The organism is Marinobacter sp. es.048 (assembly GCF_900188435.1).
Lineage (GTDB): Bacteria > Pseudomonadota > Gammaproteobacteria > Pseudomonadales > Oleiphilaceae > Marinobacter.
Map to the genome: position 1 here is coordinate 1381461 of NZ_FYFA01000001.1, position 22164 is coordinate 1403624.

Here is a 22164-nt window from a genome sequence, read left to right on the forward strand (position 1 = left end):
TCTGGTTAGACCGGTTATCTGACTGATAATCTGAACAAAACATGGAACGACAGGACCTAAAGTGGCTTCATTCCAATTAAAAGACCGGCTCCAGGCAGCTGAAAGCTGGATTCTGGCGAATCCCAATCCGCCCCAGAGCTGGCCCTGGACCTGGCTGTACAAGGTCGGGCGCACGGCGTATGCCATGGCCCGGGACGTACTCAGCGGGCAGCTCACTCTCCATGCCATGAGCCTGGTCTACACCACGCTGCTGAGTATCGTGCCACTGCTTGCCCTGAGCTTCTCGGTGCTAAAGGCCTTGGGTGTGCACCAGAGGATGGAGCCCTTCCTGTTCCAGTTCTTTGAGCCGCTGGGGCCGCAGGGGATAGAGCTCGCCGAGCAAATTCTCGGGTTCGTGGATAACATGAAAGTTGGGGTGCTTGGTTCTGTGGGCCTGGCGCTGCTGGTATACACGGTGGTTTCACTGCTGCAGAAAATCGAACGCTCCTTTAACATGATTTGGCGCGTGCCAGACATGCGCTCCATGGCGCAGCGCTTCAGCAACTACCTGAGTGTTATCATGGTGGGACCACTGCTGATGGTTTCGGCCATTGGCGTGAGCGCGACCATTTTCTCCTCGACCATTGTCCAGAAGCTCATCGAAATCGAGCCGTTTGGTTCGGTGATTCTTGTGGCGAGCCGTTTCACGCCATTTTTCCTGGTTGTTGGCGCCTTCACTTTTGTTTACGTGTTCATGCCCAATACCCGGGTCAAGTTGCGTTATGCCGCCATCGGCGGTCTGGTGGCGGGGGTTTCCTGGCAGGCGGGCGGAATGCTGTTTGCGTCCTTTGTTGCCGGTTCCGCCAAGTATGCGGCGATCTATTCCAGTTTCGCCATCGGCATCATCCTGCTGATCTGGATCTATCTGAACTGGATGATTCTGCTGCTGGGTGCCAGTCTGGGGTTTTATTTGCAGAATCCCGGATCCGTGGCCAAGCGGCGTCAAGTGCAATTGGCACCGGAACTCCAGGAAAACGTGGCGCTTGCGACCATGTGGTTGGTGGCCAAACCCTTCAGTGAAGGTAAGCCTGCACCTCAGCAGGAAGTACTGGAGCACCAGCTGAGAGTGCCAGGCGAAGTAACACGGGCGCTAAGTGACAAGTTGATCCGGGCAGGTTTGCTTAGCCTCGCCGGAAGCCAGGGCGATCGACTTGTGCCCGGCCGGGCCCTGGACCTGATCACCGTGGGCGAAGTCTTGAAGGTGATTCGCTATGACGAGGACCGGATCGTTGACCGGCTGCCGAAGGTCATCTCTGCTGAATTGGTGGGCTCTCGAAAGGTGGAGGAAACGCGAACATTCGCCGAGTTGTTGCGGGCTGATGATGACCAGGAAAAGACCAGATCGGTTGCCAAGCCGGAGCCTGTGTCAGCTTCTGACAGTTGAGCGACCGCCCTCCCGGAGCATCTTCTGCAGAGCATTGCGCAGGTTGCTGATCTGCTCCGGGGTCAAGCGCACCACTTTGGGCAGATCCTCTTCGGCAAGATTCCGCTGGTGAGCGTGCCTGAGTACTTCCCGAGTACCAATAACCATGCCATCAGTCAGCGGCGTATGTTTCTGCCGGGGCGCTGGCCGTTCTGCCGCCAACAGATAGGCATGATATTTGGGAGGAAGACTCCATTCATTCGCCAGAGACTGGCAGGTAGCCCACTGGTACCGCGCCAGAGCATGGCGAACAAGCGCAGGCTCTGGTTCACTCATTGTGGTGCGTGACCGGCATATGCGTTGCAGTTCCCGACGGACGGTGATGTAGGCCAGTGAAGGCAGCAAACCCACCATGAAGTGGGCGCTGGTGTCGTCGCCCTGAGTCCTTGCAATCAATTCCGCTGCCCGCGCACAGGTCAGGCCCCAGCGCCAGGCGCGCTGCCCGAAAAGCGCTTCCCGGCTGTTCCTTGCGGCCATCATGGGACGCATTACTGCCGCAGAAATGACATTCCGGATGCCATCCACTCCAAGCACAAATACTGCCTGGTCCACCGACTCAATGGCATGGTCGCTGGTTCGGAAATAGGGGCTGTTGGCAATCTGGAGCAATTGATCGGTCAGCGACGGATCACCAAGAATGATCTCCGTCAGCCGATGGCGGTCAGTCGATTCGTCGGAAAGTGCCCGCATGAGCATGGGCAGGCTCATGGGTTGCCGTGGGAGTTCTTCCATTTTGTTGTTGGCCAGGCGCTTATGGAGTTCCTCCAGCACTTGGTCATAGGAGGAAAGATCGGCCCGAAGAGTTGCGGGTTCGGCGTCCAGCAGCCAGCAGAACAAGTGCTCTTCCAATTGCTGGGCCAGTTCCGGGCCTGTGTCTGGAGTGTCGTGGGCCGGGTTTTCTGCGGATGGATTGAACAGCCTTGCTTCCGGAGCGGGTGGCGCAGACTGCTTGGTTGCGAATAATCCTGAAATCCAGGAGAGAAAACCTGGCATCCGTTGCCTCCGGGTCGAACCTTTTTGAAGTAATGAACCTCCGTTTTCGAGAGTATAGATGTACGACGCATTCTTGCACAGGTTTTAAGCCCGTGAATTATTGCAGGAATTTACAGGAACGATTCCCCGAACACGAACACCAGCTGGCAGATGCCAGCGCCAAAGCCGAGGAAAGCGCCCACAAGAATCAGCTTGATTTCATCCTCCTGGAAACAGGGCCGGAGAAGGTCCTGGAATTCCTCGGAAGACAGGGCAATCATCCGCTCGACCATGATGGCCTCGACGGCCTGGGCGCGGTCTTTCTCGAACACCGGGTTGTTGAAGGATGTCTGTGATATCTCAATGGCTTTCTCGCCAACCTTGTTTTTGAGGGTGGCAAAGCCGGTGGGCCCGAAGGCCATCTGGGTCAATGCCTTACCCATGCCAGCGGTTTCATCCACAAGCGGTTTGATGTGCTTCTTGACCATGTTTCGGGCCCGGTCACCTTTGGGGCCGTCAAGAATGGCGTTGATAATGTTGCCAACGGTGAGAATCTCGTGAGTAACAATGTGGCAGAAGGACTCCGCCACGGCCGGCTGGCGTTTCAGAAACAGGCCCTGAATCCGGAAGGGGCCGACTTTTTTCGCGTGCAGCGGCCGGAAAATCACGTTCAGGGCAATCCAGTTCGTCGCCCAGCCCACCAGAAGGCCGAAGAAAGGCAACACCCACCAGCTCGGATAGACATACCAGACCGCCATCTGAATCAGACCGAACAGGAAGCCGAAGTAGAGCCCCGAGTTGATGATGAAACGGAACTCCACCTCGCCACATTCGATAAAGATCCGGTTCAGCAGCTCCTTGTCGCTTGCCAGGCGCTCGATGACCATGCCTTTGATGTCCAGCAGGTCTTCGATGTTGTCGGACACATCTTCCACCAGATTATCCACCAGTTGCGGCGTGGATTTGCGGACGCGGTCATAAACCATCTTCCGGGCAGAGGCAGGCAGGTTTTCCCAGAAGGTGGGGTATTCCTTGAGCATCATTTCGTCCACGTACTCTTCGATACGGGGTTCGACGGAGTGAACGATATGGGTGGCGAGGACTTTAGGGTCGATCTGCTGAAAGATCTCCCGAACGGTTCCGATCTTTGAAATCGTGGCATCGACACTGATGGCCGCCATTTTGCGGGCTTTGGAAGGAATAATGCCTTGCCAGCCAAGCAGTGGCGGTTTGCCAATGAACTCCAGTGGGTAGAAAGTCATCTTGATGGCCAGCCAGTTGGTAGTCCAGCCAATCAGGGCGGCAATGACCGGGATACTGAGGTATTGCCAGAATTCTTGGGTGCTTAGCAGGCTTGTCATCCCGTTACTCGCGTGTGATCGTGTTTTTGCTTTCGGAGTCGACAGGGATAATGTTGTTGGCACCCCTTTATGTCAATGACTTGCGTGCCGACATGAGACGGCGGCACGGTCGGAGCGGTTCAGCCGCCGATGTCACCCCACAGCCATTGGCAAATTGCCATGGCCGCCACCGGAGCGGTTTCCGTTCTCAGAACTCGGGGGCCGAGCGCAACCGGCAGGAAACCTTCTTTTTCCGCCTGGGCGATTTCCTCGGAGGAAAGCCCGCCCTCGGGGCCGATCATGAGAGCGACGCGTTCCGGGGGGATAATGGACTTCAGAGCGTGTTCGGTGCGGTGGTGTAGAACCAGGCGAACTTCGCAGTCCCGGCTGTGTTCCAGCCACTCGGCAACGGTCATCACCGGCATTATCTCGGGCACACGCGCACGACCGCATTGTTCGGCGGCACTGACGGCAACGGATTGCCAGTGGCGCAGGCGCTTGTCTTCCCGGTCGCCCTTGAGTTTTACGTCGCAACGTTCGGTAGACAGCGGCACGATGCGGGTGACGCCCATTTCCACGGCTTTCTGCACCGCGTAGTCCATGCGGTCTCCCTTGGACAGGGTCTGGCCGAGGACGATTTCCAGGGGGGATTCGGTAGTATTGGCCTGTGGAGTGCCCACCTGGACTTCCACGTTCTTCTTGCTGGCACTGGAAATGGTGGCGGGGTAGTCGTTGCCATCACCGTTAAAAAGCAGCAGTCCCTGCCCCGGTTGCATGCGCAATACCCGGCCCACATGTTGTGCGGCGTTGTCATCAAGTTCGGCAGTGCTGCCCTGGGCGAGGGCGGAATCGGTATAGATGCGGGGTATGCGCATGAGCTGGTCTCTCAGGTTCCTGGCGGTTGTCAGTCGCGAACCGCGATCTCAATGCCTTCCGTTGCAACCTGGGCCAGGTGGCGGATCTGCTCTTCAGTGATCACGTAAGGCGGCATGAAGTAAACCACATTACCCAGGGGGCGAAGCAAGGCCTGGCGGGTCAATGCGTGCTGGTAGACACGAATGCCACGGCGTTCCTGCCAGGGAAAAGGCGTTTTCGACGCTTTATCTTTCACCATCTCCACGGCCAAAGTCATCCCATGCTGGCGGATGTCCCCGACATTGGGGTGGTCTGCCAGGTGCGCCACGGATTCGGCCATGCAAGCAGAGAGTCCGCGGTTGATGTCAATCACATTGTCATCCCGGAAGATGTCCAGGGTCGCCAGCGCCACGGCGCAACCAATGGGGTTGCCGGTGTAGCTGTGGCTGTGCAGAAATGCCTTGAGGGTTTCGTAGTCGTCGTAGAAGGCGTTGTAGACATCATCGGTGGTCAGCACGACCGACAGGGGCAGGTAGCCGGCGGTAAGCCCTTTGGACAGGCATATGAAATCCGGAGTAATGCCGGACTGCTCACAGGCAAACAGGGTACCGGTGCGACCAAAACCAACGGCGATCTCATCCGCAATCAGATGAACGCCATAGCGGTCGCAGGCTTCCCGCAGTTTGGTGTGGTAGATAGGATGATGCATGCGCATGCCGCCGGCGCACTGGATCAACGGCTCCACCACCACGGCGCAGATTTCGTCGTGCTTCTCGGCCAGGAGCTTTTCCATAGCTTCAAACTGGCGCAATGCATAGGCTTCGTCGGTCTCACCAGACTCCTTGTTGAATGCGTCAGGCGAAGGGGCTGTCAGCACTTCCATGAGTAGTGGCTGATAGGTGTCCTTGTAAAGCGATACATCGCCGAGTGCGAGGGCGCCCAGGGTTTCGCCGTGGTAGCTGTTGCTCAGGTTCACGAAGTTTTTCTTGGCCGGTTTGCCGTGGTTCTTCCAGTAATGGAAGCTCATCTTCAGGGCGGCTTCGATGGCAGACGAGCCGTTGTCGGCGTAAAAGACCTTGTTCAGACCGGGCGGTGTAACTTCAATAAGGCGCTCGGACAGATTGACCACCGGCTCGTGGGTAAAACCGGCGAGGATAACGTGTTCCAGCTCGCCAATCTGTTTCTGGATAGCCGCGTTGATTCTCGGATTGGCGTGACCGAACAGATTGACCCACCAGGAACTGACGGCGTCTATAAAGCGATTGCCTTCAAAGTCTTCCAGCCAGACACCCTCACCACGCTTGATGGGCACCAGGGGCACGGCGCCTTCGTGGTCTTTCATCTGGGTGCAGGGGTGCCACACGGACTTGAGGCCACGGGTGACGAGGTCAGCATTGCGCATGGTAATTCTCCGTCAGACGGTCAGATTCTGGGGTGTCGCTGTTAACCTGTGCGGATATTACAGTTAACAGCGGCCGCTCGCCACTCTGCCGTCTGACGGATTTGTCAGTGCGCCAAAACCCGTGAAAGAAACGCCTGGGTGCGCTCGTTCTGCGGGTTGTCGAACACGTCGTGGGGTTTGCCCTGTTCCACAATCGCACCTTCGTGAATGTAGATCACGCGGTCAGCCACTTCACGTGCGAAGCCCATCTCGTGGGTAACGACCATCATGGTCATGCCTTCTTTGGCCAGCTCCCGCATAACGTCCAGCACTTCACCGATCATTTCCGGGTCCAGCGCTGAAGTAGGCTCGTCGAACAACATCAGGCGCGGCTCCATAGCCAGGGCCCGTGCGATCGCAACCCGCTGTTGCTGGCCGCCGGAAAGCTGGCTGGGGTATTTGTCGGCCTGGTTGCCGATGCCAACCCGGTTCAGCAGTCGCTCGGCGGTGGCGGTGGCAACGGTCTGCGATTCGCTCTTGACCTTCTGCGGTGCCAGCATGATGTTCTTTTTTACGGTGAGGTGGGGGAACAGGTTGAACTGCTGAAACACCATGCCGACTTCCTTGCGGATCTCGGAGAGGGCTTTCGGGTTCCCGCTCTTGGGAGCCAGCTCCTGGCCCTCTACCTTCAGATGCCCGGATTCAAATTCTTCCAGGCCGTTGACGCAGCGGATCAGGGTGGATTTGCCTGAGCCACTGGCGCCAATGATGACAACCACTTCGCCTCGCTCGACGGTTAAATCAATATCTTTCAGGACATGCAGGTTGCCGAAGTACTTGTTCATGCCCTTCATTTCAACAATATGAGTCATGGGTACCTTTCCTTCAGACAGAGACCAGTCCGCGCCGCTCGACGTAGCGGAGAATCAGGGACAGTGAGAGGGTAATGGCGAGATACAGAATCGCGACCACGAAATACACCTCAAACGCGGTGAAGGTATTGGCAATGTAGATCTGGCCCTGGCGTACCAGCTCACCGACGCCGATCACCGAGAACAGGGACGTGTCCTTGATGCTGACAATGGCCTGGTTACCCAGGGGCGGAATCATCCGGCGGAACGCCTGGGGCCAGATAACCGACCAGAAGGTCTGGGTACGGGAGAGCCCGAGTGAGAGCCCGGCTTCGGTCTGACCTTTGTCGATGGATTGAACGCCACCGCGAACCACCTCGGATATATAGGCGCCGGAGTTCAGGGCAATGGCGGCAATACCGGCCGTCAGGGGATCAATGGGGCCGCCGATCAGGTCGGGCAGACCGTAGAAAATGAACAGGACCTGAACCAGAATCGGAGTGCCACGAAAGATTTCGATGTAGGCGGTTGCCGGCCACCGCAGGAACCACTTCTTGTTGATGCTTAACAGGCCGAAGAATATGCCCAGAGCAAAACCGATCAGAAGACCGCCGAAGGAAATCAGCAGGGTGTAGGGTATCCCTTTTATCAGAAAAGGGATGGAGTCGATGGCAGCCTGCCAGTCGAACTGAAACTGGAATTCCACAGTGAGAGTCTCCGCAGAGTTTTGGAGTCACGAAGTGCCGGGGCAGGGATGCCCCGGCACAGGGAATCAGACCTCTGGGGTCCGGGAGCCCTTACATGCCTTCAGGCATGGGGCCAAACCACTTCTCGTAGATGGTTTTGTAAGTACCATCTTCCTTCATTGCGGCGAGGGCATCGTTTACATCATCAACCCACTCACTGCCGTTCTTGAGGGCGATGCCGTACTGCTGGCCTTCGTACAGCGGTCCAACCGTCTTGACCTTGCCTTCACCTTTGGTGCGGGCAAAATAGCCTACGTTCGGTGCATCGTAGAAGACGGCATCAATGGCACGGGACATCAGAGCCATGTACATGTCGGAGCTGCCTGGATACGGAGTAACACCGTCATCTTCTTCAAGGCTCCTTATCAAGTAGTCATAACTGGTGCTGCCGATCTTGGTGCCAATTTTCTTGCCTTCCAGGTCGTCAAATTCGGTGACGCCATCTTCGCTCTGGCGAACCAGAATACGCAGACCGGAATCGTAGTACGGGTCGGAGAAATCTACGATCTCTTCGCGCTCAGCGGTAATGGTGATGCCAGCGATGGCAATGTCCACGTTACCCGTTTGCAGTGCCGGAATGATGCCGTTGAAGTCCATGGTGTTGAGGTCAATTTCGAAACCGGCACGGTCGGCCACCTCGCGGATGATCTCCATGTCGAAACCGATCATTTCACCGGTTTCCTGGTCCATCATTTCAAACGGAACGAAACTCGGGTCGGTGACGACGCGCAGGGTTTCTGCGCTGACGGTTCCTGCGGCAACGGTGAGTGCCAGACTGGCGCTAACGGTCTTCAGCCACTTCGTGCTCATACATTCTCCTTGTCTTTCTTATGAGGCTCCAATTGCCCGGTAAGGCAAGCCGGACCAATCACTGCTGTTGACTGCGATCTCCGGGGAGCGTTGATGGAACTGCATCACATACACTTTAGACTATTGCGCAGATGGGCGCAGGAAATCAAATGCTTGGCGGAGAAGTAAGGGGCGGCTGCATTGTTGGATTACGTTCCTTTGGAACTAATTAGCCTACGATGATGGCAGGTTGCAAGGGGCTGGTAGGTCTGCTTGGAAGCAGCTTTGTAGCGTGTGTGAGGATGTAGGTCGGATTAGGCCCAGCGGGCCGTAATCCGACACCAGAAAACTACATCAGAAAGCAATCTTCTCCCGCTCACTGATGCCCAGGTTCTTCCAGATACTGATGCTGGGCTCTACCTGGTTCAGGGTATAGAAATGCAATCCCGGCGCTCCGGCCCTCAACAGCTTTTCGCACATCTCGGTGACCACTTCCTCACCGAACTTGCGGATGGAATCGCTGTCGTCGCCGTAGGCTTCGAGCTGTTTGCGAATCCAGCGCGGAATTTCCGCGCCGCACATGTCCGAGAAACGAACCAGGTTAGAGAAATTGACGATGGGCATGACGCCCGGTACCACCGGAATGGTAACGCCCATTTTCTCCAGCCGGTCGATGAAGTAGAAGTAGCTGTCGGCATTGAAGAAGTACTGTGTAATGGCGCTGTTGGCACCAGCCTGAACCTTGCGGGCAAAGTTCTTCAGATCTTCTTCGGCATTGCGAGCCTGAGGATGAAACTCAGGATACGCCGCCACTTCCAGGTTGAAGGTGTCGCCGCTGTGCTCGCGGATAAACTCCACCAACTCGTTGGCGTAGCGCAGCTCACCGGCGGCACCCATCCCGGAGGGCATGTCGCCCCGGAGGGCGACAATCCGGTTGATTCCGTGCTCTTTATACAGATCCAGCAGCTCGCCAATTTCCTGGCGGGTTCCCCCGACGCAGGAAAGATGCGGTGCCGTGGAAATGCCCTGGCTATGCAGGTTGAGCACGGTCTCGATGGTACGGTCCCGGGTGGAACCACCCGCGCCGAAGGTGACAGAGAAAAAGTCCGGATTCACTTCGGCCAGCTGGTTACGCACGTTCTGCAGCTTTTCCTTGCCCTGGTCGGTCTTGGGCGGGAAAAACTCAAAGCTGAAACGGCGCTTGAACTGTTTCTGGGATTGCATCTGTTTACCCGATCAGTACTTGTAGCTTTCTGGCTTGTACGGGCCTTCGACCGGTACACCGATGTATTTGGCCTGCTCCGGCGTCATCCTGGTGATCACGCCACCGAAGCCTTCCACCATGGCGCGGGCCACTTCCTCATCCAGGTGCTTGGGTAGAACCTGCACATACACGCCTTTCTCACGGGCATCTTCCGGCAGATCGGCGAACTTGCGCTCGAACAGGTACATCTGTGCCAGAACCTGGTTGGCAAAGGAGCCATCCATGATCCGTGACGGGTGACCGGTGGCGTTACCCAGGTTAACCAGGCGGCCTTCGGACAACAGAATCAGGTGGTCGTTGGTGGCCTTGTCGCGGTACACAACGTGCACCTGCGGCTTCACCTCGTCCCATTCCCAGTTCTTACGCATGTAGGCGGTATCGATCTCGTTGTCGAAGTGACCGATGTTGCATACGACTGCGCCAGACTTGATGGCTTTCAGCATGTGCGCGTCGCAAACATTCATGTTGCCAGTGGTGGTGACGAGAAGATCGGTGTTCTGCAGCAGATCGCGGTTCACCGCAGACTCGGTACCGGTGTTCACACCGTCAAGGTACGGAGACACCACTTCGAAACCATCCATGCAGGCCTGCATCGCACAGATAGGATCGGCCTCGGTCACTTTTACAATCATGCCTTCCTGACGCAGCGAAGCAGCAGAGCCCTTGCCCACATCGCCGTAGCCAATTACCAGGGCTTTTTTGCCAGCCATCAGGTGGTCGGTGGCGCGTTTGATGGCATCGTTCAGGCTGTGGCGACAACCGTATTTGTTGTCGTTCTTGGCCTTGGTGACGGCATCGTTCACGTTGATGGCCGGAACCTTCAGGGAGCCCTCGCGCAGCATTTCCTGCAGGCGGTGTACACCGGTGGTGGTTTCTTCGGTCACGCCGTGGCAGTTAGCCAGCACTTCCGGGTATTTTTCATGGAGCAGGGCGGTCAGGTCGCCGCCATCGTCCAGAATCATGTTCGGTTCCCAGCCCTCTACGTCGGCTCCGACAGTGCGCTCAAGACACCAGTCGTACTCTTCATCGGTTTCGCCTTTCCAGGCAAACACGGGGATGCCCTGTGCCGCGATGGCGGCTGCGGCCTGGTCCTGGGTGGAGAAGATGTTGCACGAAGACCAGCGCACGTTCGCGCCCAGCTCAATCAGCGTCTCGATCAGCACGGCAGTCTGAATGGTCATGTGAATGCAGCCCATAACGTTGGCGCCTTTCAGCGGCTGCTCGGCCTTGTACTTCTCACGGAGTTTCATCAGGGCAGGCATTTCGCCTTCAGCGATGTTGATTTCCTTCCGGCCCCAGCCGGCCAGGGAAATATCGCGAACTTTGTAGTCGTCAAAGCTGTTCAGTTTTTCTGCGGGAGTGCTCATGGTGTTCTCCTGTCAGTCAGTTTGGCTTGGGCGCATGCCTGATGACATACGCCCGAAATCGGTTTAGATACCAGCAGCATCCTTGAGGGCTGCGGCGCGATCGGTCTTCTCCCATGGGAAGGCGGTGAAGGTCTCGCCGCCCACCGTCATTTCATAGGGGTCGCGGCCGAAGTGGCCATAGGCTGCGGTCGCCCGGTACATCGGATGCAGCAGGTCGAGCATGTTGGTGATCGCGTACGGGCGCAGATCGAAGTTCTGGCGCACCAGTTCAATGATCTTGTCGTCGCTGATCTTACCGGTGCCGAAGGTGTTCAGGGAGATAGAGGTCGGCTGCGCCACGCCAATGGCGTAGGACACCTGGATCTCACACTTGTCGGCCAGGCCCGCGGCAACGATGTTCTTGGCTACGTATCGGCCGGCGTAAGCCGCGGAACGGTCAACCTTGGAGGGGTCCTTGCCGGAGAAGGCACCGCCACCGTGGCGTGCCATGCCGCCGTATGTATCTACGATGATCTTGCGGCCGGTCAGGCCACAGTCACCAACGGGGCCACCGATGACGAACTTGCCGGTCGGGTTGATATGGAACTGGGTGTCCTTGTGCAGCAGTTCGGCTGGCAGCGCGTGCTTGACGATCAGTTCCATCACCGCTTCTTTCAGGTCTTCCTGCGTCACGTCTTCATCGTGCTGAGTTGACAGAACCACCGCGTCGATACCGGCAACCCGGCCGTTTTCGTAGCGGCAGGTCACCTGGCTCTTGGCGTCCGGGCGCAGCCACGGCAGCAGGCCGCTCTTGCGGGCCTCTGCCTGGCGCTGAACCAGACGGTGAGAGAAGGTGATCGGCGCTGGCATCAGCACATCGGTTTCGTTGCTGGCATAGCCGAACATCAGGCCCTGGTCGCCGGCGCCCTGGTCTTCCGGCTTCTTACGGTCGACGCCCTGGGCGATATCGACGGACTGCTTGCCGATGATGTTGATGATGCCGCAGGTGTCGCCGTCGTAGCCCACTTTCGAGGAGGTGTAACCGATGTCCTTGATCACGCCGCGCACCAGGTCTTCCAGATCTACCCAGGCACTGGTGGTGATCTCACCACCAACGATGGCCACACCGGTTTTTACCATGGTTTCGCAGGCAACACGGGCATGGGGATCGTCGGTCAGGATGGCGTCCAGCACGGCATCAGAGATCTGGTCTGCCAGTTTGTCCGGATGGCCTTCAGAGACCGATTCGGAAGTGAAGATGTTGTAGTCAGCCATAACACATGCTCCTCTGTGAGCGATTCAAATTCAGTCCGGTAAGCGACTTTCTTAAAGCGCTTTCCGGTATCGGGTTTGTTGATTTATGTGAGGATACGTAAAACTACGTATCCGTATATCAAAATTTGTTGATATTGCGATCCAGGTCGTCAAATCTGGCCGTCGTGTTTCCAGAATTCCCGAACCTGAATCTGGAAACCGTTCCGCAAGCCGATAAACAGCTGCTCTCCGGCCACCAGGCCGGCGTCCGCTGCCCAGGCGGTGAGCTCCTCCGGTTCAAAGCCCAACCAGAGATCACCGCAGTTTGTTTTCGCCCAGTCCTGGTCGTGACTGCACAAATCGCTGATTACGAAGCAGCCGCCGTTGTTCATCAGTGCTGCGGCATCCAGGAAGATGTCTGCGGGGCTGGGCACGTGGTGCAGAACCATGTTGGCAACCACCAGGTCAAACGCATCGCCCCGGGCCAGCAGGGTGTCGGTAACGCCCTCAATCAGGTCAATGTTGTTCAGTCGTTCATCGATGCAGGTGCGGGTTGCCTTGGCCAGCATGTCACGGCTGTTATCGAGTGCCACCACATGCCCGCAAAGCGCGGCCAGCACCGGCAGGAAGGCGCCTTCACCGGGGCCGATTTCCAGAGCCGCCTGCCACTCCTGCTTGCGGGACCTCTTGCGGATCATTTCCGCTACCGGCTCGGCATAAAGATCAAAGGCGGCGATCAGCTCCTGCTGCTCCCGGAACTGCTCGGCATGGCGAGCAAAGAAGGCCTGGGACTGGTTTGCGCGCTGGGTGCGGATGGCTTCAATCCGTTCCTGCAGGTGCGGCGGCAACGGCACCCGGTCTACCGCTTCGAATACCTGACGAATGGTCTGATCGGTTGGCTTGTCGCTGTCCAGATGCAGCGGGCGGCGATAGAAAATCGCATTGCCCTCGCGCTGGGGCTCAAGCAGACCGGCCTTGTTCATCACCTTCAGGTGATGGCTCATGCCGGACTGGCGCATATCGAACAGCTGGCTGAGCTCCAGAACACCGAAAGTATCCCTTCTCAGTACACGCAAAATCTCCAGGCGCAACGGATCTCCGCTCGCTTTGAAGATCGGAGCCAGCGCCTGCACGGAGGACAGGTTGTCGGCGTGTGCGTTCATGGATGTCATGGTAACGAAGTGTAGGGTGCTTTGGGTGGTCAATCAATAGGCATATCAAAATATTTTGATATAGATTTATCGTTCTTTGAAATCAGGCCCTTTCGGAAATCCACAGGCAAACAATCGTGAAACTGGCACATGCCGATTTGCCCCGGCACACACTAATCGGCGAAAATACGCGCCTCATTTTGATCGCCCTTTAATCACTACGAATTCTTTTCCTGCAAAACACTGGAGAAACGTCAATGCCGTCTCGTAAAGATCTCGCCAACGCCATTCGCGCGCTGAGCATGGATGCGGTTCAGAAAGCCAAGTCCGGCCACCCGGGTGCGCCCATGGGTATGGCGGATATCGCCGAGGTACTGTGGAACGATTACCTGAACCACAACCCGGCCAACCCTCAGTGGGCCAACCGGGACCGCTTCGTGCTGTCCAACGGTCACGGCTCCATGCTGCAGTATTCATTGCTGCACCTGAGCGGTTACGACGTTTCCATCGAAGACATCAAGAACTTCCGCCAGCTGCATTCCAAGACGCCGGGCCATCCCGAGTACGGCTACACCCCGGGTATTGAAACCACCACCGGCCCCCTGGGCCAGGGCATTGCCAACGCTGTTGGTTTCGCCATTGCCGAGAAGTCCCTGGCAGCACAGTTCAACCGTCCGGGCCACGAGATTGTTGATCACTACACCTACGCATTCCTCGGCGACGGCTGCCTGATGGAAGGCATCTCCCACGAAGTGGCTTCCCTGGCCGGCACCCTGGGCCTTGGCAAACTGGTGTTCTTCTACGACGACAACGGTATTTCCATCGATGGCGAGGTTGATGGCTGGTTCACCGACAACACGCCGCAGCGTTTCGAGTCCTACGGCTGGCAGGTGATTCCCGCAGTCGACGGCCACGATGTCGACGCCATTCGCGCCGCGATCGAAGCCGCCCGCGCCAATACCGATCAGCCCACGCTGGTCTGCTGCAAGACCATCATCGGCTTCGGCTCCCCGAATAAGCAGGGCAAGGAAAGCTGCCACGGCGCCCCCCTGGGTGATGACGAAATCACCCTGACCCGCGAGCAACTGGGCTGGCAGCACGGACCATTCGAAATTCCGGCCGACATTGCCAGTGCCTGGAATGCCCGTGAAAAAGGTGCTGCTGCGCAGTCCGAGTGGGAGCAGAAGTTCGCCGCCTACGAAAAGGCCGAGCCGAAGCTGGCGGCTGAGTTCAAGCGCCGAATGGCGGGTGACCTGCCTGCCGATTTCGCTGAGAAAGCCCAGGCTTACATCCAGGAATGCCAGGACAAAGGCGAGACCGTTGCCTCCCGTAAGGCTTCCCAGAACACTCTGAACGCCTACGGCCCACTGCTGCCGGAACTGATGGGCGGCTCTGCCGACCTGGCCGGTTCCAACCTGACCATCTGGTCCGACACCAAGGGGCTGACCAAGGAAGACGCCAGCGGCAACTACATCTACTACGGTGTGCGTGAATTCGGCATGGCCGCCATCATGAACGGCATCGCCCTGCACGGTGGTTTCGTGCCCTACGGCGCGACCTTCCTGATCTTCATGGAGTACTGCCGCAACGCTGTGCGCATGGCCGCGCTGATGAAGCAGCGTTCCATCTTCGTGTTCACCCACGATTCCATCGGCCTGGGCGAAGACGGCCCGACTCACCAGCCGATCGAGCAGATGGCCAGCCTGCGCACCACGCCCAACATGAGCATGTGGCGTCCGGCTGATACCGTTGAATCTGCGGTAGCCTGGAAAGCAGCGCTTGAGCGCACCGATGGCCCGACTGCCATGGTGTTCTCACGTCAGGGCCTGCCGGCACAGCCGCGCGATGCCCAGCAGCTGGCTGATGTGGCCAAGGGCGCTTACATCCTGTCAGACAGCGAAGGCACACCGGACCTTATCCTGATCGCCACTGGCTCCGAAGTCGGCCTGGCCCAGGACGCGGCAGCCAAGCTGCGTGAGCAGGGCAAGCAAGTGCGCGTGGTCTCCATGCCGTCCACCGATGTGTTCGATGCCCAGAGCGCCGAGTACAAGCAGCAGGTTCTGCCGTTGGACGTCACCAACCGCGTCGCTATCGAAGCCGGCATTGCCGACTACTGGTACAAGTACGTTGGCCTGGATGGCCGCATCATCGGCATGACCACCTTTGGTGAGTCCGCCCCGGCCGGCGAGCTGTTCAAGGAATTCGGCTTCACCGTCGACAACGTTCTGGAAGTGGCTGCTGAGCTTCTGGACGCCTGATGCCAGACTCTGCGCCTTTTCGTGTCGCGATCAACGGGTACGGCCGAATCGGCCAGTGCGTGTTGCGTGCGCTTTATGAAAACGGCTTTCGCGACCACCTGCAGGTGGTCGCCATTAATGAGCTGTCGGATATCGACACCATTGCCCACCTGACCCGATACGACTCCACCCATGGCCGGTTCCAGGGTGAAATTTCGGTATCGGGCCAGGATCTTATGGTCAATGGCGATGCCATCCGTGTGTTGAGTCATGCTGACCCGGCAGAACTGCCCTGGCGTCTGCTGGACGTGGATCTGGTGCTGGAATGCTCCGGCGCCTTCTCTGATCGCGCGACTGCCGAGAAGCACATCGATTCCGGCGCCACGCGCCTGCTGTTCTCGCAGCCGGCCGAGTCGGACGTCGATCGCACCGTGGTTTATGGCGTCAACCACGCCGACCTCACGGCAGACGACGTGATCGTTGCGGCGGCTTCCTGCACCACCAACTGCCTGGTGCCGGTCATCAAGGTACTGGACGAAGCCTTCGGTGTGGAGCAGGGCAGTACCACCACCATTCACGCGGCGATGAACGACCAGCCCGTGATAGATGCCTACCACCATCAGGACCTGCGTCGAACCCGCAGCGCCCTGCACAATATCGTTCCGGTGGAAACCGGCCTCGCCAAGGGCATTGAGCGGCTGCTACCCAACATGGAAGGCAAGTTCAGCTCGGTGGCCATGCGGGTACCGACCATGAACGTTTCCGCCATCGACATGGTGGTCAACGTGGGCAAGGCAACCGAGGTGGCAGCGGTGAATAACCTGTTAAAAGAGGCCGCCAACGGCCCGTTGAAGCGCATACTCGGCTATACCGACGAACTGCTGGCCAGCTCCGATTTCAATCACGACGCCCATTCCGGCGTGGTAGACGGCGGCCAGACCCGGGTAACCGGGGGCACCATGGTGAAAGTGCTGTGCTGGTTCGATAATGAGTGGGGGTTCGCGAACCGGATGCTCGATGTCAGCCGTAGTTGGCTGACGAAACAAAAAACCTGATTGTCGGTTATCGCTGCGCTCGAACCGACCTACCGTAGGTCGGATTAAACCTGGTGAAAATCCGACAGCCAGACCAGATTTCAAGTGTGCAAGATCTGATCAAGGGAAGAACGTTATGGCCATCAAGAAAATGACCGACCTGAACCTCGCCGGCAAGCGAGTACTGATCCGCGAAGACCTGAACGTACCGGTCAAGGACGGCAAAGTCTCCAGCGACGCCCGTATCCGCGCGTCACTGCCTACCATCAAGGCCGCCAAAGATGCCGGCGCCAAAGTCATGTTGATGTCCCACCTCGGCCGCCCGGAAGAAGGCGTGTACGACGAAGCCTCCTCCATGAAGCCCGTTGCCGATCACCTGACCAAAGTGCTGGGCCAGGAAGTGCGCATGATCAAGGACTACCTGGACGGTGTTGAAGTGGCCGATGGCGAAGTGGTTCTGTTCGAGAACGTTCGCTTCAACAAAGGTGAAAAGAAAGACAACGAAGACCTCGCGAAAAAGTACGCCGCCCTGTGTGATGTTTACGTGATGGATGCCTTCGGCACCGCCCATCGCGCCCAGGCATCAACTCACGGCGTGGCCAAGTTCGCCCCCGAAGCCTGCGCCGGCCCGCTGCTGGCGGCCGAACTCGAAGCCCTCGGCAAAGCCCTGGATAACCCGGCCAAGCCCGTGGTTGCAATCGTTGGCGGTTCAAAGGTTTCCACCAAGCTCGACGTGCTGAATGCACTGGAGAAGGTTTGCGACTCCATCATTGTGGGCGGCGGCATCGCCAACACCTTCCTGGCGGCGGCTGGTCACCCGGTTGGCAAATCCCTGTGTGAACACGACTTGATCGACACCGCCAAAGAGATCGCCAGCCGCGTTGAAATCCCGCTGCCGGTAGACGTGGTTGTTGCCAGCGAGTTCGCCGAAACCGCGGCCGCCACCACCAAGAACATCTCCGACGTCAGCGACGACGACATGATCCTCGACGTAGGCCCGGAAACTGCCGGCAAGTTCGCCGACGTATTGAAGAACGCCAAAACCATTCTCTGGAACGGTCCTGTAGGCGTATTCGAATTCGACCAGTTCGGTAACGGCACCAAAGCACTTGCTCACGCCATCGCCGAAAGCGACGCCTTTTCCCTCGCCGGCGGCGGTGATACTGTCGCCGCCGTTGACAAGTACGGCGTTGCTGACAAAATCTCGTATATCTCCACCGGCGGTGGCGCCTTCCTGGAATTCGTAGAAGGCAAGACGCTCCCGGCAGTAGCGGTACTGGAAGAACGCGGCGCGTAACGATTTACTGAAAGAATCCAACTATCCCCAAAGTCCAAATGAAGGAGACGACCCATGGCCCTGATTTCGATGCGGCAAATGCTGGATCACGCCGCCGAGCATGGTTACGGTGTGCCAGCCTTTAACGTCAACAACCTGGAACAGATGCGCGCCATCATGGAAGCCGCCGACAAAACCGACTCCCCGGTGATTGTCCAGGCCTCTGCCGGTGCCCGCAAATACGCCGGCGCTCCCTTCCTGCGCCACCTGATCCTGGCGGCCATCGAAGAATTCCCGCACATCCCGGTGGTCATGCACCAGGACCATGGCACCAGCCCCTCCGTGTGCCAGCGCTCCATCCAGTTGGGCTTCAGCTCCGTGATGATGGACGGCTCGCTTGGTGAAGACGGTAAAACCCCCACCGACTACGATTACAACGTTGACGTTACCCGCCGCACCGTTGAAATGGCCCACGCCTGTGGTGTCTCCGTAGAGGGCGAGCTGGGCTGCCTGGGTTCCCTCGAAACCGGCCAGGCCGGTGAAGAAGACGGTATCGGTGCGGAAGGTACCCTGGATCACAGCCAGATGCTGACCGACCCGGAAGAAGCGGCGGACTTCGTCAAGAAAACCCACGTTGATGCCCTGGCCATCGCCATCGGCACCAGCCACGGCGCCTACAAGTTTACTCGTCCGCCCACGGGCGACATCCTGGCCATCGACCAGATCAAAGCCATCCACGCCCGCATTCCAGACACCCACCTGGTTATGCACGGCTCCAGCTCCGTACCCCAGGAGTGGCTGAAGATCATCAACGAATACGGTGGTGAGATCCCGGAAACCTACGGTGTGCCGGTTGAAGAAATCGTAGAGGGCATCAAGCACGGCGTGCGCAAGGTCAACATCGATACCGATCTGCGCCTGGCCAGCACCGGCGCCGTTCGTCGCTTCCTGGCTGAAAATCCGGCCGAGTTCGACCCGCGCAAATTCCTCAAGGAAACCATGAAGGCCATGACCGAAGTGTGCATCGCACGCTACGAGGCCTTCGGTTGTGCCGGCAACGCCAGCAAGATCAAGCCGGTTAACCTCGAGCGCATGTTCGAGCGTTACGCCTCTGGTGAGCTGGACCCGAAGGTCAAGTAAGCGTCGGCCAACACCCGCTCAACAGGCACCCTTATCGGGTGCCTTTTTTTGCTTAGCCCCTGTCTCCCGCGGCTGGGGGCTCGGATGCGTCAAAATGTCGCGTTTTCACAGTGACTTTCTGCTGGCTGCTTTCGAAAATACATTACATGGTTGTAATGCAGGTTCGTAAGCCTGTCTGGCCTGCCCGTAGGGGCGCCCATGCAGTCGTCTCCCGTTTTTGGGTAGTCTGATGCATTCGGCTATATGGTCAGACAATCTGTCATGGGTTTGTTGTGATTTGGTTATACGTTTAGAATCATGGGACTAGCCCAAGTGGAGTTGGCTTGGAGCCTGGAAAGTAATAAAACAAGTCATGCATTAAAGGATGAGAGCTATGCAGTCCAATTTAACCTATAAGCGTGGGCCATCGGGTCGCACCTGGATCTATCCGGTGGTGCGCAGTCCGATGGCCGCGGTTGCCGGGCTTGTGCTGTCCGGAGCGATCGCCGGAAACGCCCTGGCCCAAGAGCCTACCCCAAATACCTTCACTGACGTACCCGTTCCGCAACTCAGTGGCTGGAACGAGGTAAACCGTCTGAATGTTGAGCCGGGTATCGATGGCTATTCCGGTGCCTCCGCCCGAACACACGTCTATACCAGCGAGCTGGCCAAGCAGGCCGCCGAGGATGCGCTCGCAAACGAAGATGATCCAAATGTGCTCGAGGATGAGCTCTGGGCAGGCAGTCCAGCAGCGGTTTACTACTCGCTGGACGATGGCAGCGGCCGCGCGCCCGGTATTCAGGTGGTCACCGACGATCTGGAATTCCCCACCAACAACTGCATCATGTCCTCGGGCGAGCGGGTTGACGAAGATCTGGGTACGCTGGTGCCGAAAACCTGCAGCGATCCCCAGGGCAGTGCCAAGCGCTACTTCCTGGAAATCCGCGAGGCGGACACTCCGGTGGACCTGGTGTTCGATACCGGCATGAAAGACATCCGCTACAAGGGCGTCAAGGATCCAGCCGAGGACGGTGGCGAAGAATTGGCGGCCTTCAAGGAAGAGTATGGAATTGGCCGTATTTACCGGGTCATCCAGAAAGTCGTGAATAACTCTGATGAACGCTGGCTCGGCGTCAAGATGGAGCTTGGTTACGGCATCGGTAACAACTTTGTTCCGTTCAATGCCGCCGAAGATGGTGTGGCGTTCGAGCTGCGTGAAGCCGTGCCCCGGGAGTTTTTTGAAGGTGAAACCGGCGCACCGGACATCGGTGTCTGGAACCCGGATCGTTATGCTACCTTCTCGCCTAAGGCCTTTGATGATGGCTCTCGTGAGCGGTTCGACCCCGGCTTCTTCGACGCGCAGGCCGCCGGGCATTTCCCGCCGCAGAATGTCGGCAATGGCTCGGATAAAACCACGCTGATCTTTAGTGGCGACGACTACAACGACATCGGCTCCTACGGTGCGATCACTGATAACCACTTCAGTATGGCGGATACCCAGGCCATGGGTGCCTATGATGTCCAGGGTGTATTTGGCTACATGATGGCAGATGCCCTGGCGCCCTATGTGATCGCCCGCTATGACGAAGGCGAGCCGGACGGTGAGTCAAGCGCCCTCGAAGCCTGGTGGGATGGCTCGGACTGGCGCTATGGACAGGCTGGTGATGATACCGGGGCAAATCCCTTCGGTATTATACCGGAGAGTCAGCTTGAGCAGTGGGCGACGAAATTGCTCGGCATTGATCCCGAGCAGCTTGATGATTCAGTACGCTACAGCTCGGATCTGGCCGATGACCTTGCCACTCAGAATATGGACACGTTCATCTACATCAGTGATGCCATCCTGAATGAGAGTGGCGAGCCCAAGTACGACAACATCACCCTGCGGGTGACCGGTGTTTCCACCGCCAGTGCCGGTCTTTCTGAAACCAGCCTCGGTAATGAGATCCCGGCCTGGATCAGTGAAGTTGATTGTGCCAATCCGGACAATGCTGGCCCGTGTTATGAGAATAACGCACCGTCGCTGTCGTCCTATGTGGTGGAAGACGCTCCTGTTGCCCTCAATGACTCGGCCACTACCTACGAGCAGGTGGCGCCGGACAACTCCAATTACGAAGCTGACGCGTTCCCTCTGAACCTTCCGATTCTCGCCAATGACGTGTTCAAGGGTGAACTGTTCACCACTGAAGACGCGGGCGGCGATACGATCGTCAATCCCAACGTGACGATCAACAGCTTCGAGGTCAACGGAACGGTTGTCTATGACGCCACTAACCCGCCGAATCCAGCGGCAGAGGTCGACGTATCCGTGGACGGCGACGTCATCGGAACGGTTCAGCTCAACGAAGAAGGCGTGATCCCGTCTGTGGACTTCACACCCGAGATCGGCTTTACCGGTCAGGCGACCTTCACCTACACGGTCAATGCCACGTTTGATGACACTACGAATCCAGCAGTAGGTCCTGCAGATTCACGGGAGGCGACGGTATCCATTCAGGTGGACGCGTATCCGGATCCGGACGTTCCGGTTGCGGTGAGCGATTCGGCCTCCACGTTCATGAACACGCCGGTCACCATCGACGTGCTTGAAAACGACCGCTACGTTAAAGGGGGGACGCCAACCGTTTCCATTGTCGACTCGCCTTTGACGGGTGATGCGGTTGTTGAGAGCGGAAACGTGGTTTACACACCGCGGACTGACTTCGTTGGTTTTGACCGTTTCACTTATAATCTGGAAGTTGACGGCAAGACCTCCATCGCAGGGGTGATCACCGTGCGCGTCGACGAGCCTGTCGTGGACGACACCGAAGAGCCTGAGTCCGACAGCGGAAGTGGCTCCGGCACAATCTTCGGTTGCAGCTACAACCCGGGTGCACCCTTCGACCCGACCCTGCCGGTGGCCGCTCTGGCCGCCATCGGTGGCCTGGTTCTGCGCAACCGTCGCAAGCAAACCCTGCACTGATCCTGATCTGCAGGCGTAAACCCCAGGCCCCGGCATCCGCCGGGGCCTTTTTTTATCCGAATCACATGGCCCTCACAATGGTCGGATATTGCTCCTCGCCTTGTTTTTTCACCTCCGATACCGAT

General features: G+C 57.9%; 17 protein-coding genes. 6 read left to right on the forward strand and 11 right to left on the reverse strand.

The window, feature by feature from the left end; all coding sequences use genetic code 11:
* Positions 1-61: 61 nt before the first annotated feature.
* Positions 62-1423, forward strand: a complete 1362-nt coding sequence (locus CFT65_RS06335) for a YihY/virulence factor BrkB family protein (protein ID WP_088827127.1) — start codon at positions 62-64, stop codon at positions 1421-1423.
* On the opposite strand, the gene CFT65_RS06340 is transcribed toward CFT65_RS06335, so the two are convergent.
* From CFT65_RS06340 to CFT65_RS06390, 11 genes are all read right to left on the reverse strand, one after another.
* Entirely contained in the window at positions 1406-2455 is a 1050-nt protein-coding gene (locus CFT65_RS06340; protein ID WP_088827128.1) for an HDOD domain-containing protein, read from the reverse strand. The genes CFT65_RS06335 and CFT65_RS06340 overlap by 18 nt on opposite strands.
* 110 nt (positions 2456-2565) lie before the next feature.
* Positions 2566-3795 (reverse strand): DUF445 domain-containing protein, encoded by a 1230-nt coding sequence (locus CFT65_RS06345; protein WP_088827129.1) that lies wholly within the window; start codon positions 3793-3795, stop codon positions 2566-2568.
* Between the two features lie 119 nt (positions 3796-3914).
* A complete protein-coding gene (locus CFT65_RS06350; protein WP_088827130.1) occupies positions 3915-4649 on the reverse strand; it encodes a 16S rRNA (uracil(1498)-N(3))-methyltransferase in 735 nt (244 codons plus the stop codon).
* Between the two features lie 29 nt (positions 4650-4678).
* Positions 4679-6031: an adenosylmethionine--8-amino-7-oxononanoate transaminase gene (locus CFT65_RS06355; protein WP_088827131.1), complete on the reverse strand. Its 1353-nt coding sequence runs from the start codon at positions 6029-6031 to the stop codon at positions 4679-4681.
* Positions 6032-6135: 104 nt separating this feature from the next.
* Positions 6136-6882, reverse strand: a complete 747-nt coding sequence (locus tag CFT65_RS06360; RefSeq protein WP_088827132.1) for an amino acid ABC transporter ATP-binding protein — start codon at positions 6880-6882, stop codon at positions 6136-6138.
* A gap of 13 nt (positions 6883-6895) precedes the next feature.
* Positions 6896-7567, reverse strand: coding sequence for an amino acid ABC transporter permease (locus CFT65_RS06365; protein WP_088827133.1), 672 nt, complete (start codon positions 7565-7567; stop codon positions 6896-6898).
* Between the two features lie 91 nt (positions 7568-7658).
* Positions 7659-8417, reverse strand: a complete 759-nt coding sequence (locus tag CFT65_RS06370) for a transporter substrate-binding domain-containing protein (RefSeq protein WP_088827134.1) — start codon at positions 8415-8417, stop codon at positions 7659-7661.
* Positions 8418-8750: 333 nt separating this feature from the next.
* Positions 8751-9620: a methylenetetrahydrofolate reductase [NAD(P)H] gene (gene metF / locus CFT65_RS06375; protein ID WP_088827135.1), complete on the reverse strand. Its 870-nt coding sequence runs from the start codon at positions 9618-9620 to the stop codon at positions 8751-8753.
* Positions 9621-9632: 12 nt separating this feature from the next.
* Entirely contained in the window at positions 9633-11027 is a 1395-nt protein-coding gene (gene ahcY / locus CFT65_RS06380; RefSeq protein ID WP_088827136.1) for an adenosylhomocysteinase, read from the reverse strand.
* Between the two features lie 63 nt (positions 11028-11090).
* Complete coding sequence (gene metK, locus CFT65_RS06385; protein WP_088827137.1) at positions 11091-12281, reverse strand: methionine adenosyltransferase; 1191 nt, start codon at positions 12279-12281, stop codon at positions 11091-11093.
* A 149-nt stretch (positions 12282-12430) separates the two neighbouring features.
* Positions 12431-13432: an ArsR/SmtB family transcription factor gene (locus CFT65_RS06390; RefSeq protein WP_088827138.1), complete on the reverse strand. Its 1002-nt coding sequence runs from the start codon at positions 13430-13432 to the stop codon at positions 12431-12433.
* A gap of 236 nt (positions 13433-13668) precedes the next feature.
* On the opposite strand from CFT65_RS06390, the gene tkt reads away from it, so the two are divergent.
* The 5 genes from tkt to CFT65_RS06415 all read left to right on the forward strand — a co-directional run bounded on the left by tkt (position 13669) and on the right by CFT65_RS06415 (position 22039).
* Complete coding sequence (gene tkt, locus CFT65_RS06395) at positions 13669-15669, forward strand: transketolase (protein WP_088827139.1); 2001 nt, start codon at positions 13669-13671, stop codon at positions 15667-15669.
* A complete protein-coding gene (gap, locus tag CFT65_RS06400; RefSeq protein ID WP_088827140.1) occupies positions 15669-16703 on the forward strand; it encodes a type I glyceraldehyde-3-phosphate dehydrogenase in 1035 nt (344 codons plus the stop codon). Before tkt ends, gap begins: the two co-directional genes overlap by 1 nt.
* A 115-nt stretch (positions 16704-16818) precedes the next feature.
* Positions 16819-17979 (forward strand): phosphoglycerate kinase, encoded by a 1161-nt coding sequence (locus CFT65_RS06405; protein WP_088827141.1) that lies wholly within the window; start codon positions 16819-16821, stop codon positions 17977-17979.
* A gap of 54 nt (positions 17980-18033) precedes the next feature.
* On the forward strand, positions 18034-19098 hold the full coding sequence (fba, locus tag CFT65_RS06410) for a class II fructose-bisphosphate aldolase (RefSeq protein ID WP_088827142.1): 1065 nt from the start codon (positions 18034-18036) through the stop codon (positions 19096-19098).
* 373 nt (positions 19099-19471) lie between these two features.
* Positions 19472-22039 carry a choice-of-anchor F family protein gene (locus CFT65_RS06415; RefSeq protein WP_088827143.1) on the forward strand — a complete coding sequence of 856 codons (2568 nt, stop codon included), beginning with the start codon at positions 19472-19474 and terminating at the stop codon, positions 22037-22039.
* Positions 22040-22164 lie beyond the last annotated feature (125 nt).

Excerpts from the sequence above, each read along its gene's own strand:
- CFT65_RS06340 (WP_088827128.1), bottom strand. The coding sequence starts at position 2,455 with ATGCCAGGTTTTCTCTCCTGGATTTCAGGATTATTCGCAACCAAGCAG.
- CFT65_RS06345 (WP_088827129.1), bottom strand. The coding sequence starts at position 3,795 with ATGACAAGCCTGCTAAGCACCCAAGAATTCTGGCAATACCTCAGTATC.
- CFT65_RS06350 (WP_088827130.1), bottom strand. The coding sequence starts at position 4,649 with ATGCGCATACCCCGCATCTATACCGATTCCGCCCTCGCCCAGGGCAGC.
- CFT65_RS06355 (WP_088827131.1), bottom strand. The coding sequence starts at position 6,031 with ATGCGCAATGCTGACCTCGTCACCCGTGGCCTCAAGTCCGTGTGGCAC.
- CFT65_RS06360 (WP_088827132.1), bottom strand. The coding sequence starts at position 6,882 with ATGACTCATATTGTTGAAATGAAGGGCATGAACAAGTACTTCGGCAAC.
- CFT65_RS06370 (WP_088827134.1), bottom strand. The coding sequence starts at position 8,417 with ATGAGCACGAAGTGGCTGAAGACCGTTAGCGCCAGTCTGGCACTCACC.
- metF (WP_088827135.1), bottom strand. The coding sequence starts at position 9,620 with ATGCAATCCCAGAAACAGTTCAAGCGCCGTTTCAGCTTTGAGTTTTTC.
- ahcY (WP_088827136.1), bottom strand. The coding sequence starts at position 11,027 with ATGAGCACTCCCGCAGAAAAACTGAACAGCTTTGACGACTACAAAGTT.
- metK (WP_088827137.1), bottom strand. The coding sequence starts at position 12,281 with ATGGCTGACTACAACATCTTCACTTCCGAATCGGTCTCTGAAGGCCAT.
- CFT65_RS06390 (WP_088827138.1), bottom strand. The coding sequence starts at position 13,432 with ATGACATCCATGAACGCACACGCCGACAACCTGTCCTCCGTGCAGGCG.
- tkt (WP_088827139.1), top strand. The coding sequence starts at position 13,669 with ATGCCGTCTCGTAAAGATCTCGCCAACGCCATTCGCGCGCTGAGCATG.
- gap (WP_088827140.1), top strand. The coding sequence starts at position 15,669 with ATGCCAGACTCTGCGCCTTTTCGTGTCGCGATCAACGGGTACGGCCGA.
- CFT65_RS06405 (WP_088827141.1), top strand. The coding sequence starts at position 16,819 with ATGGCCATCAAGAAAATGACCGACCTGAACCTCGCCGGCAAGCGAGTA.
- fba (WP_088827142.1), top strand. The coding sequence starts at position 18,034 with ATGGCCCTGATTTCGATGCGGCAAATGCTGGATCACGCCGCCGAGCAT.
- CFT65_RS06415 (WP_088827143.1), top strand. The coding sequence starts at position 19,472 with ATGCAGTCCAATTTAACCTATAAGCGTGGGCCATCGGGTCGCACCTGG.